We start from the raw sequence: 17,147 nt of genomic DNA on the forward strand, positions 1-17,147 counted from the left end.
GTTCTGGTGGCAATGGTTCTGGTGGCAACGGTTCTGGCGGCAGTGGCTCCGGTGGCAACGGTTCTGGTGGCAACGGTTCTGGTGGCAGTGGTTCTGGTGACAATGGCTCTGGTGGCAATGGTTCTGGTGGCAGTGGCTCCGGTAGCAATGGTTCTGGTGGCAGTGGTTCTGGTGGCAGTGGCTCTCAGGGTGGCAACCGTGTTAAAGGCGACAGTAGTTCTCAAGGTGGTAATGGCTCTCAGGGTGGCAACCGTGTTAAAGGCGATAGCGGCTCTCAAAGCGGTAACGCAAAAGATAATGCAACAAAACAAGGCAATAAGCTGCCTAATACTGCAACGCATTATCCTGCATCTATTTTAATTGGTCTTTCGACATTCCTAATTGGTGTGTTACTATTTATTCGTCGTAAAAACGCAAAATAAAAAAATCATCCTTCCATCTAAAAATACATGAAACAGATTATAAAATGAAACTTTAATCAGTGGGGATTTTGTTCATCCCCCACTGATTATTAGCCTTCACCAATCGGGCTTTTACGGGCAGCAGGGCTCCCACCTAACTTCTTAGCTCCAGCCGAATTTTGAAGTGGGAGTTTTACTGCCTGGCAAATAGCGGGATAAAACTAAAAAGGACTTTGATTGCATTTTATTATGCAATCAAAGTCCTTTTTGTCATCTAGTAGAAAAAGTATTAATACGCTTTTCCCCAATACACCATCTGCTTCGCTTTTTTACTACAGCAAATACATTCGTCAGCTAAACTTTCTTGTTCGAACGGAATACAACGTGAAGATACTCCAACTTCTTCTTTTAATTTTTCTTCACAAGCTAGTTCTCCACACCACATCGCTTTAATAAAACCTTGCTTTTCATCAGCCGCTTTTTTCATCTCTTCGAAATTCGTCACACTATACGTATTCTCATCGCTAAATACTTTTGCTTTGCTAAATAAAGAATGGTGAATTTCCTCAAGTAGTGCTGGAATGCGTTCTTCTAATTGATCCATTGATATAAATTCTTTTTCTTTCGTATCTCGCCTTACAAGTACAACTTGATTCTTTTCAATATCCTTTGGACCAACTTCTAATCTAATTGGAACACCCTTCATTTCATACTCATTAAATTTCCAGCCAGGTGTTTTATTGCTAGCATCTATTTTTACACGTGCAACCTTCTGAATACGTCCTTGCAACTCTGTTGCTTTTTCTAACACACCTTCTTTGTGCTGAGCAATAGGAACGATAACAACTTGTACTGGAGCGACTTTCGGTGGCATTACAAGTCCGTTATTATCGCTATGAACCATAATAAGTCCACCTATCATTCTTGTTGATACACCCCAAGATGTTTGATGTACGTATTGCCATTTACCGTTACGGTCTAAAAACTTAATATCAAATGCTTCAGAGAAATTCGTTCCAAAGTTATGAGATGTTCCTGTTTGAAGTGCTTTTCCATCATGCATTAAACTTTCAATCGTATAAGTTGCCTTCGCTCCTGCAAACTTTTCTTTTTCTGTTTTTTGCCCTTTAATAACCGGAATCGCTAAATACTCTTCACAAAAAGCAGCATATAGATTTAAAATATTTAATGTTTCAATTTGAGATTCTTCTGCCGTTTCATGAATCGTATGACCTTCTTGCCATAAAAATTCAGTTGTACGAAGGAATGGTCTCGTCGTCTTCTCCCAACGAACTACTGAACACCACTGGTTATATAACTTTGGTAAATCATTATATGATTGAACAATTTTTGAAAAATGCTCACAGAATAGAGTTTCAGATGTAGGGCGTATACAAAGTCTTTCCGCCAATTTCTCATCTCCGCCATGAGTAACCCACGCTACTTCAGGAGCAAATCCTTCAACATGATCTTTCTCTTTTTGTAATAAACTCTCTGGAATAAACATTGGCATGTACACATTTTCATGACCAGATTCTTTTAATTTTTCATCCATCACTTTCTGCATATTTTCCCATAATGCATAACCGTATGGACGTAAAATCATACAACCTTTCACACTTGAATAATCAACAAGCTCCGCTTTTTTTACAATATCGGTATACCACTGAGCAAAGTCTTCTTCCATTTTCGTAATGGCTTGTACTTGTTCTTTTACCATAGTTATTCTTCCTCCTTTAGAAAATAGAAAAAGCCCGCGTCCCCAAATAGGGACCGAGCTTTGTCGGCGTTACCACCCTGATTCATACACAAAAAAATTGAGTATGCTCTCTTTTTGATAACGGGAATTTCCCGCTGCATATGCAGAACTCAAAGGTAGGTTCCATATCGCCTCTTTAAGAATCTTCCAGCCAAAAGGATTCTCTCTCTGCAAAAAGGTAAGACATGTACTATTCCTTTTTCATCGTTATAACAAAATAAATTTGTTGAATATCATAATATAAATTTTATTTCAAAACAAGAGCCAATTTTCTTATTTTTATACATTATTTTCAATTATCACTGTTTTATACGTAACTTTTCCGAACTATTTTTACAAGTTGATGAGCAACCATACCAATTAGTGTACCAATTAAAACGAAGAAACAAATAAATCCGTATCCCATTCCTTCCCAACCACCAATAGCGATCATTGTTACAGGAAAGAGAGCTAAACAAAGAAGTACTAAACTAAGTGCAAATATAATATCAAACTGTTTGTCTGGAAAACGTTTCTTTAGTAAATATGACATAAAAAATACAAGGAGAACGGTGACTCCACCAATGATGTAAAAGATACCAAATCCATCTAGCCAATCCATAGTATTCCCTCCTTCCATTCATTCCCTTATACTTATTATATGTTTAATTTTTCTGAAAATAAATAACAAAATTTTATTCAAAAATATATTTTTATTACCAGGTATTAATAGTAATATATAAAAATAGGTTTTATATAATCAGGAGGGAAACTTTATGGATAAAGCATTAACAAATCGCGTCATTATTTTATCTTTCGACTGCTTATCAGCTTTAGATTTTCCTATATTACAAAAACTACCTAATTTCCAAACTTTAATAAACAGGGGCGCGATTGCGAAAAAAGTGGAGCCAATTTATCCTTCTGTAACATATCCAAGCCACTCAACAATCGTAACCGGTAATTATCCTAATAAGCATGGCGTTGTCAGCAATACATTACTTCAACCAGGACGTGATTCACCAGATTGGCATTGGTATCGAAAGTCCATTAAAGGAACAACTTTATATGATGAAGCACGCAAAGCAAATTTAACGACAGCAGCCCTTCTATGGCCTGTTACTGGAAGAGCAAATATCAATTACAATTTACCAGAAATTTTTCCAAATAGAGCGTGGCAAAATCAAATTTTAGTTTCATTATTTAGCGGTAGCCCGCTATATCAATTAGATTTAAATCGTCGTTTCGGCCATATACGAAATGGATTGTCACAGCCTGAGCTTGATGATTTCGTCCTTGCTTCTGCCGTACATACAATCCAGACGAAAAAGCCTAATGTTATGTTTATACATTTTACTGATTTAGATACGCAAAGACATTACCATGGCTTCGAGTCCGAGGAAACAGTAGCTGCAATCCATAGACACGACGAACGCCTTGGAAAAATTATTCATGCATTAAAAGAAAGCGGGATATACGAAGAAAGTACAATTATTGCACTTGGCGATCATAGCGCTTTAAGTGAAAACAAAGCAATCCAATTAAATGTCCTATTTCGTCAAAAAGGACTTATATCCGTAAATAAAAGTGGCAAGTTACTAGATTGGAAAGCTTATTGCCAAAGCTGTGATGGATCTGCCTACGTACATGTAAGAGATAAAAATGATACTGAAACGATTAAAGAGATTCAACTTCTTCTTGAAGGACTTCTTCAGGATAAACAAAATGGAATTGAATTTATTCTGCACGATGAAGATGCAAAAGAACGTGGTGCTGATGGTAATTGCTTATTTATGCTAGAAGCCATGGAAGGTTATTACTTCATTGAAAATTATACAGGTGATTTCATAAAAGAAATTACTAAAAAAGATGTTACTTCTAGTAAGAAATATACATTTGGAACACATGGATATTCCCCAACAAAACCTAACTATGAAACAATTTTTATGGCTGCTGGGAAAGGCATTCAAAGTGGCGTTACAATCCCGTATATGAGACTGATTGATGAAGGTCCCACTATTGCTAGGTTACTCGGTTTGCACTTAGGTGAAACAGACGGAGCAATTGTAGAGGATTTACTTCAATTGTAAAGAACTGTGTATATATGTAAAAGTTATGTAAAAATCATCACTGTTTCTCTTTTTACAATTTTTATTTTTGTACACTGTTAGTAGAACAAATTTAAGGGGGAACATTATATGAAAAAAATGTCCAGACAAGAAAAAAGCTGGATATTATATGATTGGGCGAACTCGGTATATTCGCTCGTCATTACAACTGCATTATTTCCAATTTACTTTAAAGCAGCTGCAAAAGAAGCTGGACTATCTGGTGCAACTTCAACAGCCTATTGGGGATATGCGAACTCGTTCGCTACACTTTTAATTTCTATACTCGCTCCTATTCTCGGCACGGTTGCTGATTATAAGGGATTTAAAAAACGATTTTTCACATTCTTCTTTGGACTCGGTATCGTATTTACAAGTATGCTAGCAGTTGTTCCAACATCTCAGTGGTACTTATTACTAGGATGCTATATGCTCGCATTAGTTGGCTTTGCTGGAGCAAATATTTTTTATGATGCATTTCTAGTAGATGTTACCTCTGGAGATAGAATGGACCGAATTTCTACGCGAGGTTTTGCATTAGGTTACATTGGGAGCACAATTCCTTTTATCGGTTGTATTGCTCTTATTATTCTTGCTCAAAAAGGAACTATCCCCTTATCAGTCGGAATTGCTAGTCAAATTTCCTTTGCAATAACAGCTCTTTGGTGGGGACTATTTACGATACCAATGCTAAAAAATGTAGAGCAAACACACTATATTGAACGTCATCCAAGACCAATTGCAATGAGCTTCAAGCGCCTTGCTAATACGTTTAAAAATATTAAAGAATATAAAACTGTATTTATGTTCCTAATAGCTTACTTTTTCTACATTGATGGGGTAGATACAATTATCACTATGTCTACTGCTTACGGAACAGATCTCGGTATTAGTGCAACCAATCTATTAATCATCTTATTTGTAACACAAATTGTCGCTTGTCCATTTGCTTTATTATATGGAAAACTATCGGAAACATTTACCGGTAAAAAAATGCTATATGTCGGCATTATCATTTATATCATTATTTGCACATATGCTTATTTCTTAAAAACGACGTTTGATTTCTGGATTTTAGCAATGTTAGTTGCTACTTCTCAGGGCGGGATTCAAGCACTTAGCCGTTCTTATTTCGCAAAACTAGTACCGAAAGAATCTGCAAATGAATTCTTCGGATTTTATAATATCTTTGGTAAATTCGCGGCAATTATGGGTCCGGTATTAGTTGGTGTCACAACACAATTAACAGGAAAAACAAACGCTGGTGTCCTTAGTATTATTGTCCTATTTATTATCGGTGGATTCTTATTAACTAGAGTACCCGAAAATGATACGTCCGTTACACCACCTAATCCGAAAACTAAAACAATATAAGAGAAAGATCCCCTTCACACAAGAAGGGGATCTTTCTCTTATATTTTTAACGATAACGCCCCACAATTAAAAACTCTAAAGCTTGTACAAAAATAGTTTATCGACAGTTGTTCCTAATACTTCTGCTAACCGGAATGCTAGTGCTAAGCTTGGATCATATTTATTATTCTCAATTGCATTTATCGTCTGTCTTGATACGTTACACTTATCCGCTAATGCACCTTGTGAAATACTATTTGCAGTGCGCAATTCATAGATTTGATTTTTCACACCGTTTCTCCTAACCTGTAAAATCGTTTTTACATCATCAGTATATAGTTGGTACATGTCATTGTCAAAAGATTGCCACAAGAAAAGGGAGCAATTCTGCTCCCTTACAATAGCTATTTCGAAACTAATCAATTCGTCATTTCCTATCGATTCACAATGTCTTCTTTCTTTATTTGCATACGTAAAACCGGGCCTATCGCAAATAAAATAAGTGCCATTGCTATACAAAATACAGTAACTAGTGAGGTCATCTCCTTCAACCCTCCAGCTAGTGAAGTTCCAATTAACATTGCCCCCATGAACAGTGGTAAAATCGTTCCATTTACTCTTCCAATCATGTTTTCTGGTACAAGCTGAATCATAAGCGTACCGACAACGATATTAACACAAGCTAAACAAATACCTGTTCCAAACCTCATGAAACTAGTAATCCAAAATGATGTAGATAGCCCTTCTACTAAAAATGACATCGCTAATATGCTCATACCGAATACAAACATCTTTTTCGGATTCACTTTTGAAGCGAAAACAGCAGCAACAATACCACCGATTAGCATACCTATTCCATCCGCTGCCGCTAAATATTGAACGGCTTCTTTTTCCATTCCAAGCCGTTCTATTACAAGAAACACCTCTAACGGATTTGTTAGTCCAACTGCTAATCCCATAATGGTGAAAGTGATCGTAATCATACGTAAATTTTTCGTATGAAGAACGTACTTCCAACCCTCTTTTATATCATTTTTTAATGAATCTCTCACCACTTGCTCTTGTTCCACCCATTTTGGTAAAAATGAAAGAGCAATAGCAGATAACAAAAATAAAATAATTAAGCTATATAGTGACGTAAATAAACCAAGTTGTGTGTACACAAGCGATCCTACCACTGGTCCAAAAATCATAAATAGCGACTGTAATGTTTGATTAAATGCAATTGCATTTGCTACCTGTTCTTCTTTTACATAGCGTTTAAATATACGCGAAGATGATGGCTGAGAAAACTGACCTACAATCGCGGAAATGAGTGTTGCAAAAAATATAGCCTGCCAATAATCCAGCTTTAACAACAAGACAATTCCTACAATAGACAGTACACTTAATACATCTCCAGCAACCATCGTTCTTTTCGGATTCCAGCGATCAGCTAGTGCCCCACCGATAAACGAGAAAATAAAAATAGGTGCATATTCCATAACCGATAACAAAGAAACTGAAACTGGATCATTATTCGTTCGCTCCATTATGAAATACAAAAGAGCCATATTTCTAATCCAAATTGCAAATTGTTGTAAAATATCAGATGCCATAACGAGCATAAATGCTCGGTTTTTAAATAAAGCGTTCATTTTCATTCCCCTTTCATAAACCGACCGTTCGGTCTAATTTATTTTGTAAGAAAAGCAACTGACCTATTATTCAGCTGCCATTCCTTTTAACAATACATCTATTGCCTTTTTATAAATACGTTTCAGCTCTTTATAATCTAACTCGTAGTAAAGTACTCCAAGCCCCGATAATAATCCATTCACAATATACATAAGATCACGTGTATCATCTTCTTGAAACTCTCCAGACTGTATACCTGCTTCAATTAATTTCTCAACCATAACATATGATTCTCTAGTTAAAGCTAACAGTTCATCCAGAATTTCTTTACTTACAACTTGGCTCATAGAGAATTCCTCTATTGCATTTGAAATGGGTTGCTGTATGTCCTCTACATAATATTCCGCGAGACCATATAGTTTTTCAATACTAGTACTATACAACTTCTCTTTTTCATTCCATTTTTCAAGCCAATCATACGTATGCTGTTTCACTACAAATAAAAATAATTCTTCTTTACTTTTAAAGTGATAATAAATGCTTCCTTTACTTCTCTCTGTAATTTCACAAATCTCTTCCATAGATGTAGCTGCATAGCCCTTCTGTGAAAACAAACTTTCTGCTTTATAGGCAATTTCTTTCTTTATCTCTTCTGCGCTTCTTCTCATATTCACACCTCTTTAAACCGACCGTTCAGTCTAATAATAACAAATAAAAAACCTCTATCGCAAGAGGCTATACTCCTTATTTAAGAAAACGTACTTTCAAACCACATTCGAATCATATGTATTATTCCAAATTTAAATCCTAATTTAGTAAGAGATACGGTTCCCTTTTCATTTCCCCTAGCATGTTAAAAATATTTAATCAAACGTTTGTTTAACTGTTTTTATGCATATGTAAGCCAACTAATTAAACGTTTGTTTAAAAAGAAATACGCCCCCTATAGGGCGTATTCTCATCAATCACCGCCGCCTCCACCACAGCTACCTCCACTATCTCCGCCAAAAGACCCTCCGCAATCATGTGAATGCCCGCCATCATGTGAACTATTACTATCAGATCCAGCAAAGAAAAATGATGGTGAGGAGGTGTTAGACGTACTATGTGTATTACTCTTTTTAGTAAGGTTTACTCTTCGATTATTTGATTTAACTGATGCTGCAATCATCCAAATTAAAGCACAAAATAGTAATGCTGCTATAACAAACCCCATATAAAAACCTCCCTTATTTTTTTACCAACTGAAGTACTCTCTCAATATTTTCAAGCGAAATAAAGCGCGATTCACGAAGGATCTCTTTTCCATTATGAAATAATAAAATTGTCGGCCCTGTAAATACCGCATATCGCCCTGCAATCTCTTGCATGTCTTGCAGTAATATTTCTACTTTCTCTACGTAATCATAATTCTCTAATACGCAATTTACTTTTCTTAACATAACATCACAAACACTACAATTTTCCGTTTTAATAAACAGCAGTACTAATTGTTGTCCTTCAATATATGTCGCTAATTCTTCTATCGTTTCAAATGTATTCATCTTATCCCTCTTAGCGTAATTTACGAAATACTTTATCCTGATACATACGAAAAGCTGAACTATCTTTAATCTTTCTCTTTTCCATTACTTGCTGAAAACGCAGCGTTTTTGCTGTTAACTCTTCTTGTAATTCTTTTCTCTCTACTTCATCATAACAGCACGCAATTAAGTCTTCTATTTTTAATATATCTTTTTGTAGTTCCATTTCTGGTGGAATCATACCTGCATTTTTCAAGATTTTATAACTCATTCTAAGTTCTGTAGGTACCATTGAAAGGTCTTCTAATTGTAGTGGTTTTCCTTTCCCCGGAATATGATCGAGATCACCATTCCGTATTGCTTGTCGAATTTTTTCTTCAGCAATGTTCAAAAAGACATCCACACCATTCGCTCCTTTACATATTTTTACTATTATTTTACATGATATTTTCTCATCTTGCTACGCTATTACAAATTGACTTTATACAATTTTTTCTCAAATTTAATTACAAGGAGCCTTTTCCTCCCTAATCAATATTTTATTTTCATGTGTAGTCTGTATTAGAGCCATTTAATATTGAGAAAATCTTTGCGAATCAAATAAAGCGTTTGCACCAAATCTTGCATTTGCTACGATTTAATCACCCCCAGCTCCCTTGTATAGACTTCGTGATGTCTGATCATTTTTATCCCGCTTTAATGGGCAGTAAGACCCCCACCTCAAAATTTAGCGAAAGCAAAGAAGTTAGGTGGGGGATCAACTGCCCATAAAAGTCCGATTGGTTCAACTAATAATCAGTGGGGGATGAAGCCCCCCACTGATTAAAGTTTCACTTTATCTAGACGTTTCATACGTCTAGATTCACTTTGGTTTATTGGCGCATGCCTTTAAATATATCTTTTATTTTGAAAGGAGAAATGACTATGAGATCAAAAAAATTCACGCTACTATTACTATCCCTACTACTTTTCTTACCTCTTTTTCTCACAAACTTTATTACTCCAAATTTCGCATTAGCAGATTCACCAAAGCAAGGTCAAAAAATTGTTGGGTATTTTCCTTCATGGGGCGTTTACGGACGTAATTATCAAGTTGCAGACATTGATGCATCAAAGCTAACTCATTTAAACTATGCTTTCGCTGATATTTGCTGGAATGGAAAACATGGAAACCCTTCTACTCACCCCGATAATCCAAATAAACAAACGTGGAACTGTAAAGAATCTGGTGTACCACTGCAAAATAAAGAGGTCCCTAATGGCACTCTCGTACTCGGTGAACCATGGGCTGATGTCACAAAATCTTATCCGGGATCGGGTACAACTTGGGAAGATTGTGATAAATATGCCCGCTGTGGAAATTTCGGAGAACTGAAACGATTAAAAGCTAAGTATCCTCACTTAAAAACAATTATTTCAGTTGGTGGCTGGACTTGGTCTAACCGCTTTTCTGATATGGCCGCTGATGAAAAAACAAGAAAAGTATTCGCTGAATCTACAGTAGCTTTTCTTCGCGAATATGGATTTGACGGCGTTGATTTAGACTGGGAATACCCGGGTGTTGAAACGATTCCTGGTGGTAGTTATCGTCCTGAAGATAAACAAAACTTCACCCTTCTGCTTCAAGATGTTCGAAATGCATTAACGAAAGCTGGTGCAGAAGATGGTAAACAATATTTACTAACAATCGCGTCAGGTGCAAGCCAACGTTATGCGGATCATACAGAGCTAAAGAAGATTTCTCAAATACTGGATTGGATTAATATTATGACATACGATTTCCACGGTGGGTGGGAAGCTACTTCTAACCATAATGCTGCACTATACAAAGATCCAAATGACCCCGCAGCGGATACGAAATTTTACGTAGATGGTGCGATAGACATTTATACAAATGAAGGGGTTCCAGCGGATAAACTCGTATTAGGTGTACCTTTTTACGGACGTGGATGGAAAAGTTGCGGAAAAGAAAATAATGGGCAATACCAACCTTGTAAACCAGGTAGTGACGGAAAGCTCGCTTCTAAAGGCACTTGGGATGATTATTCTACCGGTGACACAGGTGTGTACGATTATGGTGATTTAGCATCTAATTATGTGAATAAAAATGGTTTTGTTCGCGGATGGAACGATGTAGCGAAAGTACCTTATTTATATAATGCGACTACAGGAACCTTTATTAGCTATGATGACAATGAATCTATGAAATATAAAACAGACTATATAAAGACAAAGGGTTTAAGTGGCGCAATGTTTTGGGAACTAAGCGGTGATTGCCGTACAAGCCCAAAATATAGTTGCAGTGGACCAAAATTACTTGATACGCTAGTAAAAGAATTACTTGGTGGACCTATTACTCAAAAAGATACTGAACCACCAACAAACGTAAAAAATATTACTGTTACAAATAAAAATTCAAACTCAGTTCAATTAAACTGGACTGCATCTACTGATAACGTAGGCGTTACTGAATATGAAATTACTGCCGGAGAAGAGAAATGGAGTACAACAACAAATAGCATTACAATTAAAAACTTGAAACCTAATACAGAATACACATTTTCAGTATTAGCAAAAGATGCTGCTGGTAACAAATCACAACCTACTTCTATTCTTATAAAAACAGATGATGCTAACACAACACCTCCTGGTGGAAATGGCAATGCTACCTTTTCAGTCACTTCAAATTGGGGAAGTGGTTACAACTTCTCAATTATAATTAAAAATAGCGGAACGACCCCTATTAAAAACTGGAAATTAGAATTTGATTATAACGGCAATTTAACACAAGTTTGGGATTCTAAAATTAGTAGTAAAATAAATAATCATTACGTAATTACGAATGCAGGATGGAATGGTGAAATTCCTCCTGGTGGATCAGTTACAATCGGAGGGGCAGGAGCAGGCAATCCCGCCGAACTTGTAAATACATCCATTAATGAAAACTAAACGTAACCTCCATTAATTATTTCACTAAAGTTTGAATTTAGGTTTGAGTGCTCTATCCTAAATTCAAACTTTTAATTTTATGAAAAATCACAATTTATATTATAATAACCTATTATAATTATATTTAGTTTCTAATATGAAGTTAGCGTGAAGTTCATCTGAATTTTACATGAATTTCCTTTAAGTTCTATTGTCTTCCCATACTAACCACATTATCCTTTACATATAGGAATCATTTCCATTCCATTTCAAACTATCTATATATATAAAAAAGATAGTAGCCTATTAGGGAAAGGCATCTAGTATTATTATAAATATAACCATAAGAGTTCTTTTTCTTACAATTCTCATTTGAGAGTTCTCGAAAATCATGTTAATCACAAAGAAAAGGCATTAGCTCATAAAAGCTAACGCCTTTTCTTTGTGATTATTGTTAAACGTTCCATTTTTCGATATTCCATATTTTCGTTATCCATGCTTCATAGAAAGAGGGCTCATGTGAAACAATTAAAACTGTACCTTTATATTGTTTTAACGCCTCCTGTAAATCCGTCTTAGTCTCTGTATCCAAATGGTTAGTTGGTTCATCTAAAATTAAAACATTGCTTTTAGTTACGATAAGTTCGCATAATCGTACTTTTGTTTGTTCTCCTCCACTTAATAACTGGATAGGTTTTAATACATGTTCTTCTTTCAATCCGCACTTTGCTAATGCTTGTCGGATTTCTTTTCTTGTCATATCTGGTCTCCCTGCCCATACTCTTTCTAGTGCAGTTATTTCTGAGGAAAATTCCTCTTGTGCAAAATAAGCGGGTTTTACTCGTTCCCCAACAGAAACTGAGCCGCCTAACGGTTTTATTTGTCCTAGTAATGTTTTTAACATTGTTGTTTTTCCAATCCCATTATGACCAATAATCGCAATCTTTTCCCCTTTTTTCACTTGAAAATCCAATTCTGGAAATAACGGTTCACCATAACCAATTTTCAGTTTCTCTACCTGTAATATACGACTCACTGGCTCAGTATAAACATTAAAATCAAAACGGGCGCGAGGTACATCATTAACCTTTTCAACCTTTTTCATTTTCTCTAATACTTTTTCACGACTTTTCGCTTGCTTCGCTTTACGAATTTTATTTTTTTGAATAAAACCCTCTAAATGTGCAATTTCTTTTTGTTGTTTCGCATACGCCGCTTGTAATTGTTTCCTTTGTAATTGATAACTTTGCAAAAAGGTTTCATAATCTCCCGCATAGCGCTTAACCTTTCGTTCTTCTAGATGATAAATAACATTCGTAATATTGTTCAAAAATATTTCATCATGCGAAATGATAATATAAGCTTTTTCATACATTTGTAAATACGATTGCAACCATTCTATATGAGCTGTATCTAAATAGTTAGTTGGCTCATCTAATAATAAAACATCCGCTTTTTCTAAAAGGAGTTTCCCAAGTAACAACTTTGTCCGCTGACCACCACTTAACTTTGAAACATCCTTTTCCAATCCTATTTCAAACAAGCCTAAGCCGGTTGCTACTTCCTCAATTTCTGTATGAATTTGATAAAAATTAGAATTCTCCAATATAGTTTGTAACTCTCCATACCTTACTAACAATTTCGCTACTTCTCCTGCTCCAGCCATCTCTTCTGTAAGTTTTAACATGTCACGTTCCAACTCATACAGGTTAGAAAACGCACTTTGCAAGTATTCTTCAATTGTTATGCCTTCTTGTAAATCTATATGCTGTTGCAAAAAGCCAATCTTCACATGTGGAAACCATTCAATGTTTCCATCATCATGTATAAGTTCTCCTGTTAACAAGCGTAATAATGTGGATTTTCCAATTCCATTTTTCCCTACTAGCCCAACATGTTCGCCCTTTAATAATCGAAAGCACGCTTTATATAAAATGGTTTTCTCACCATATGAATGACTTACATTTTCTACTGTTAATATACTCATTTTTTTCTCTCCTTTTCTTATGATCCATAAGCTAAATAGAGAGAACAACAGTATAAAGCCTTATTTAATTGTGCATATAAAAAATGGGTAAGGTGAATACACCTTACCCATTACATATTATCGTAAAAAAGGATTAAGGTTCTTTACCTGCTGTCTTCAATTTAGCTTAATCGTTAAAAATGGGCAGACTTCTCCCGTATCAAGCTAAAACCATTTGAAGAACAGTTGATAAAGTCATTTTATCCTTTCACTCCTTTAACATTTGTTATATTAAGAGTATAAACTACTCTGTTATATTCTATTCTCTATTTTTTCTTTTGTTCCTTCTTCCAATTTATCCGATGTTAATGAATCCACTGTTTCCCCTATAGATTTCATCTTTCTCCTTCAATAGAAAAAAGCCTCTTAACAGCAATTATACTAAAAACTGTTAAAAGGCTTTTTCTATTTTTTCATATAAGGAGCTAATACTCTTAAAATTTCTTCCTTATCCTTCTTTAACTCAAGAGATGTTAACATATCCATCGTTCGCGGCCTAGGTAATTCCACTTGTACCTCGCCAACTATTGATGCTGGTCTTTGAGATAAAATAAATACGCGATCAGAAAGTAAAATTGCCTCATCTAAGTCATGTGTAACCATAACAATTGTTTGCTTTTCTTGATGCCAAGAATTTAAGAGCCAACTATGTACTTCCATTTTTGTAAATGCATCTAATTTTCCAAAAGGCTCATCAAGTAGCATAATTGGCTTTTCACATAAATATGTGCGAAGGAAACTAATTCTTTGACGCATTCCACCTGATAACTCATCTGGATAATGGTCCGCATATTCATCTAGCTCAAACTGCTTTAATGCTTCCATTCCTTCTGTCAGCCTTTGTTTTTTAGGCTTTCCTTCAATTTCCAATGGAAGAACGATATTTTGCAAAGCCGATCGCCACGGTAGTAATAAATCTTGTTGCGGCATATAACTAACAACATCTTGTTTTTTTACATACTCTTCGTTATAAAACACTTCTCCGCTCGTTGGCTCTTCAACACTTGCAATCATATTTAATAATGTACTTTTTCCACAACCACTCGGACCTACAAAAGAGACAAACTCTCCCTCTTGTATAGAAGCACTAATATTTGCTAATACATTCTTTCCATCGAAAGCTTTTACAATATCTTTTATTTGTAATCCACTCATTTTTCACTTGGAAGGAATTCATTTGTAAAGGCATCTTTTACATCGATTTTCTTTTTAATAACTTTGTTGTCATATAAGAAATTCATGTAATTTGTCCAAATCTCTTCCTTCTGTACTCCCCACGCTTTTGCATCATCTTGATACTTTGTACTTAACCACTTTTGGCTTTCTTGTACTAATTCTTTATTCACATCTGGAACAGCTTTAATTAAAATATCCGCAGCTTCTTTCGGTTCTTTAATTGCAAAATCATAACCTTCTGTCGTTGCCGTCATAAATTTTTTCACAAAATCTTTATCTTGCTTCGTATGTTTTTCACTTGTAATAATAACAGGACTATAGAAATCAAGCGCTGGATCTAAGTCTTTTACCATAATTGTATTTAACTCTTTTCCTTGACGCTTCGCTTCAATTCCATCCCATCCATAATAAATCCATTCAAAGTCTGCATCACGACCAATTGATTTAAAGAAATCTGTTTGTCCAAGAATAATTTTTTCAACTTTATTAAAATCAGCTTGATGTTTCTCCATAATCGTCTTTAACGTCGCTTCTTCTGCTGGTCCCCCCCAGCCGCCGTAACGTTTACCTTCAAAATCTTTTGGTGACGTCATATTATCTTTTTTTAGAGATGCAAAAGCAGAGGTATTATGCTGAATAATTGCACCAACAGAAACAACTGGGATTCCTTCAACACGAGCTAATGTTACATTTTCTTGTGCGCTTATCGCAAAGTCTGCTTTCCCAGAAGCAATCATCTGCTCTGCCGTTACATTATCACCAGGCTGGATAATTTCTACATCAAGCCCTTGCTTTTTGTAATAATCTTTCGTTTGCGCTACATATAAACCAGTATGATTCGTATTTGGAAACCAATCTAAAACGACTTTTACTTTTTTATCTTTACTTGAACTTTCTTCTTTCTTCGCCGAATTACATCCGGCAACAGTTACTGCTAATAATGCAGCTAACATAATTTTTAAACCTTTTTTCATTTTCTGCCGCCCTTTCTGTATATCCATGGTGCTGTTATTCTTGCCATAAATTCAACAATAAAGTACAGACATAATGTCACCATGACGATAATCGCTGCAACACCAAATACCCGGGCCGTTAAAAAGGATTTTGTTGCTCTTGTAAGCATAACTCCTAATCCTTCACTGGCACCAAGCCATTCCCCAATAATCGCCCCCATCACACTATATGTAACAGCAATTTTTAAACCTGAGAAAAAGTATGGGAGTACTGCTGGAAACTTTACTTTCTGGTAAACTTGCCATTTCGTTGCCTTCATTGTTTGTAACAGTTTCAGCATATTTTTATCTACCGTTTGGAAACCTTCTAAAATGCTAAGCGCAATTGGGAAGAAACAAACAAGAATAACAACCATTACTTTTGGCAACATTCCGTATCCAAACCAAATAATAAATAATGGTGCGAGCACAACGATTGGAATTGTTTGCGAAATAACGAGCAACGGATTCATTAAAATCCGAAATAAAGGGATGACATCCATAATGATAGCAATACTCGTCCCAAGTAAAATTGCAAAAAACAACCCAATTATTACTTCCTGTAACGTTTGCACTGTATTCGGTAATAGTAAATCTTTCATTCCAATTAACTCTTGCACAATTGCAGAAGGCTTGGGTAAAATCCACGGCTCAATTTTAAATAATGAAACAGATCCTTCCCATATAGCAATGAGAAGGATAAGCCAAATTGTTGTGATTATTTTAGATCGCTTCTGGTTTTGCATATTCATCACGGTACTTCCAAACTTTTTCGTCAATTGTTACGCCCGTACTTGGACGATAGTGAATTTTAATAGAAGTGATTACTTCTTCTGCTCCAGCATCGACGCAAGCTTGTTGTGCGCGTTTAATGACGTCAAGAAGTACATCTAATTCTCCTTCCAACGTTGTTTCCATTGCCCCTACTTCATAACGAACTCCCGACTGTTGTACAACTTCAATTGCTTTATCAACAACGGAATACACATCTTTGTTCTTCGCTTGTGGTACTACTGAAAATGAAATTGTAACTTGTTGTGACATAATCAAATCCCCCTTACAAAATATGGTTCCAAAAAAAGAAAAGGCTTTCCTACCATGTAGGAAAGCCTTGTATACAAGTTATTCTATAATAACTTATGCTACATCACTTTAAAGTAACTCCCTACGCTGGCATTATCCAGATCAGGTTGAGGGTCGATGTATACTTACATCCTCTCAGCCAATTGGCTCCCCGGTTCTTAATTCGTTTTCATTGTAGCATGATTTATTTTATTGAACAAAC

General features: G+C 35.6%; 17 protein-coding genes, 1 pseudogene, 1 riboswitch and 1 other annotated feature. Of the genes and pseudogenes, 4 read left to right on the plus strand and 14 right to left on the minus strand.

Annotated elements, in window-relative coordinates:
* The coding region (locus MR155_RS19385; protein WP_242310868.1) for an LPXTG cell wall anchor domain-containing protein at window positions 1-422 on the plus strand (422 nt) is incomplete at its 5' end.
* 268 nt (window positions 423-690) lie between these two features.
* Here the strand turns inward: MR155_RS19385 and proS are convergent.
* Both proS and MR155_RS19395 read right to left on the minus strand, forming a co-directional pair.
* Window positions 691-2,121, minus strand: coding sequence for a proline--tRNA ligase (gene proS / locus MR155_RS19390; RefSeq protein WP_242310869.1), 1,431 nt, complete (start codon window positions 2,119-2,121; stop codon window positions 691-693).
* Between the two features lie 45 nt (window positions 2,122-2,166).
* Window positions 2,167-2,374, minus strand: a binding site (T-box leader).
* Between the two features lie 93 nt (window positions 2,375-2,467).
* Entirely contained in the window at window positions 2,468-2,761 is a 294-nt protein-coding gene (locus MR155_RS19395; RefSeq protein WP_113937983.1) for a YesK-like family protein, read from the minus strand.
* A gap of 154 nt (window positions 2,762-2,915) precedes the next feature.
* Between MR155_RS19395 and MR155_RS19400 the strand changes: the two genes are divergently transcribed.
* Complete coding sequence (locus tag MR155_RS19400; protein WP_242310870.1) at window positions 2,916-4,229, plus strand: alkaline phosphatase family protein; 1,314 nt, start codon at window positions 2,916-2,918, stop codon at window positions 4,227-4,229.
* 108 nt (window positions 4,230-4,337) lie between these two features.
* Window positions 4,338-5,621 (plus strand): MFS transporter, encoded by a 1,284-nt coding sequence (locus tag MR155_RS19405; RefSeq protein WP_002140249.1) that lies wholly within the window; start codon window positions 4,338-4,340, stop codon window positions 5,619-5,621.
* 75 nt (window positions 5,622-5,696) lie between these two features.
* Here MR155_RS19405 and MR155_RS19410 read toward each other — a convergent pair whose 3' ends face one another.
* From MR155_RS19410 to MR155_RS19440, 7 genes and pseudogenes are all read right to left on the minus strand, one after another.
* The gene (locus tag MR155_RS19410; RefSeq protein ID WP_088031697.1) at window positions 5,697-5,948 is read right to left on the minus strand and encodes a helix-turn-helix transcriptional regulator; all 252 of its coding nucleotides are present in this window, start codon (window positions 5,946-5,948) and stop codon (window positions 5,697-5,699) included.
* 86 nt (window positions 5,949-6,034) lie between these two features.
* On the minus strand, window positions 6,035-7,237 hold the full coding sequence (locus MR155_RS19415) for an MFS transporter (protein ID WP_242310871.1): 1,203 nt from the start codon (window positions 7,235-7,237) through the stop codon (window positions 6,035-6,037).
* A 66-nt stretch (window positions 7,238-7,303) separates the two neighbouring features.
* The gene (locus MR155_RS19420) at window positions 7,304-7,885 is read right to left on the minus strand and encodes a TetR/AcrR family transcriptional regulator (protein WP_113710405.1); all 582 of its coding nucleotides are present in this window, start codon (window positions 7,883-7,885) and stop codon (window positions 7,304-7,306) included.
* Window positions 7,886-7,965: 80 nt separating this feature from the next.
* A pseudogene (locus MR155_RS19425) lies at window positions 7,966-8,049 on the minus strand (histidine kinase); the annotation flags it as partial.
* Between the two features lie 129 nt (window positions 8,050-8,178).
* Window positions 8,179-8,433: a hypothetical protein gene (locus tag MR155_RS19430; protein WP_113937985.1), complete on the minus strand. Its 255-nt coding sequence runs from the start codon at window positions 8,431-8,433 to the stop codon at window positions 8,179-8,181.
* Between the two features lie 13 nt (window positions 8,434-8,446).
* Window positions 8,447-8,761, minus strand: coding sequence for a thioredoxin family protein (locus MR155_RS19435; protein WP_219300375.1), 315 nt, complete (start codon window positions 8,759-8,761; stop codon window positions 8,447-8,449).
* 10 nt (window positions 8,762-8,771) lie between these two features.
* Window positions 8,772-9,143 carry a DnaJ family domain-containing protein gene (locus tag MR155_RS19440; protein WP_219300377.1) on the minus strand — a complete coding sequence of 124 codons (372 nt, stop codon included), beginning with the start codon at window positions 9,141-9,143 and terminating at the stop codon, window positions 8,772-8,774.
* A 521-nt stretch (window positions 9,144-9,664) separates the two neighbouring features.
* On the opposite strand from MR155_RS19440, the gene MR155_RS19445 reads away from it, so the two are divergent.
* On the plus strand, window positions 9,665-11,689 hold the full coding sequence (locus MR155_RS19445; RefSeq protein WP_219300379.1) for a glycosyl hydrolase family 18 protein: 2,025 nt from the start codon (window positions 9,665-9,667) through the stop codon (window positions 11,687-11,689).
* Window positions 11,690-12,122: 433 nt separating this feature from the next.
* Here the strand turns inward: MR155_RS19445 and MR155_RS19450 are convergent, their stop codons facing one another.
* From MR155_RS19450 to MR155_RS19470, 5 genes are all read right to left on the minus strand, one after another.
* Complete coding sequence (locus MR155_RS19450; protein ID WP_219300381.1) at window positions 12,123-13,655, minus strand: ABC-F family ATP-binding cassette domain-containing protein; 1,533 nt, start codon at window positions 13,653-13,655, stop codon at window positions 12,123-12,125.
* A 444-nt stretch (window positions 13,656-14,099) separates the two neighbouring features.
* Window positions 14,100-14,849: an ABC transporter ATP-binding protein gene (locus MR155_RS19455; protein ID WP_002139487.1), complete on the minus strand. Its 750-nt coding sequence runs from the start codon at window positions 14,847-14,849 to the stop codon at window positions 14,100-14,102.
* On the minus strand, window positions 14,846-15,844 hold the full coding sequence (locus MR155_RS19460) for an ABC transporter substrate-binding protein (protein WP_242310872.1): 999 nt from the start codon (window positions 15,842-15,844) through the stop codon (window positions 14,846-14,848). Before MR155_RS19460 ends, MR155_RS19455 begins: the two co-directional genes overlap by 4 nt.
* Complete coding sequence (locus MR155_RS19465; protein ID WP_002091231.1) at window positions 15,841-16,614, minus strand: ABC transporter permease; 774 nt, start codon at window positions 16,612-16,614, stop codon at window positions 15,841-15,843. Before MR155_RS19465 ends, MR155_RS19460 begins: the two co-directional genes overlap by 4 nt.
* The gene (locus MR155_RS19470) at window positions 16,586-16,906 is read right to left on the minus strand and encodes an MTH1187 family thiamine-binding protein (protein ID WP_000082898.1); all 321 of its coding nucleotides are present in this window, start codon (window positions 16,904-16,906) and stop codon (window positions 16,586-16,588) included. Before MR155_RS19470 ends, MR155_RS19465 begins: the two co-directional genes overlap by 29 nt.
* Before the next feature lie 101 nt (window positions 16,907-17,007).
* Window positions 17,008-17,109, minus strand: a riboswitch (TPP riboswitch).
* Window positions 17,110-17,147 lie beyond the last annotated feature (38 nt).

This window comes from Bacillus cereus group sp. BfR-BA-01331, assembly GCF_022663915.1.
In the GTDB taxonomy this organism is placed as follows: domain Bacteria; phylum Bacillota; class Bacilli; order Bacillales; family Bacillaceae_G; genus Bacillus_A; species Bacillus_A mycoides.

Bases quoted from the DNA above. Each gene is read 5' to 3' on its own strand.
- proS (WP_242310869.1), bottom strand. From the start codon at position 2,121: ATGGTAAAAGAACAAGTACAAGCCATTACGAAAATGGAAGAAGACTTT.
- MR155_RS19395 (WP_113937983.1), bottom strand. From the start codon at position 2,761: ATGGATTGGCTAGATGGATTTGGTATCTTTTACATCATTGGTGGAGTC.
- MR155_RS19400 (WP_242310870.1), top strand. From the start codon at position 2,916: ATGGATAAAGCATTAACAAATCGCGTCATTATTTTATCTTTCGACTGC.
- MR155_RS19405 (WP_002140249.1), top strand. From the start codon at position 4,338: ATGAAAAAAATGTCCAGACAAGAAAAAAGCTGGATATTATATGATTGG.
- MR155_RS19410 (WP_088031697.1), bottom strand. From the start codon at position 5,948: ATGTACCAACTATATACTGATGATGTAAAAACGATTTTACAGGTTAGG.
- MR155_RS19415 (WP_242310871.1), bottom strand. From the start codon at position 7,237: ATGAACGCTTTATTTAAAAACCGAGCATTTATGCTCGTTATGGCATCT.
- MR155_RS19420 (WP_113710405.1), bottom strand. From the start codon at position 7,885: ATGAGAAGAAGCGCAGAAGAGATAAAGAAAGAAATTGCCTATAAAGCA.
- MR155_RS19430 (WP_113937985.1), bottom strand. From the start codon at position 8,433: ATGGGGTTTGTTATAGCAGCATTACTATTTTGTGCTTTAATTTGGATG.
- MR155_RS19435 (WP_219300375.1), bottom strand. From the start codon at position 8,761: ATGAATACATTTGAAACGATAGAAGAATTAGCGACATATATTGAAGGA.
- MR155_RS19445 (WP_219300379.1), top strand. From the start codon at position 9,665: ATGAGATCAAAAAAATTCACGCTACTATTACTATCCCTACTACTTTTC.
- MR155_RS19450 (WP_219300381.1), bottom strand. From the start codon at position 13,655: ATGAGTATATTAACAGTAGAAAATGTAAGTCATTCATATGGTGAGAAA.
- MR155_RS19455 (WP_002139487.1), bottom strand. From the start codon at position 14,849: ATGAGTGGATTACAAATAAAAGATATTGTAAAAGCTTTCGATGGAAAG.
- MR155_RS19460 (WP_242310872.1), bottom strand. From the start codon at position 15,844: ATGAAAAAAGGTTTAAAAATTATGTTAGCTGCATTATTAGCAGTAACT.
- MR155_RS19465 (WP_002091231.1), bottom strand. From the start codon at position 16,614: ATGAATATGCAAAACCAGAAGCGATCTAAAATAATCACAACAATTTGG.
- MR155_RS19470 (WP_000082898.1), bottom strand. From the start codon at position 16,906: ATGTCACAACAAGTTACAATTTCATTTTCAGTAGTACCACAAGCGAAG.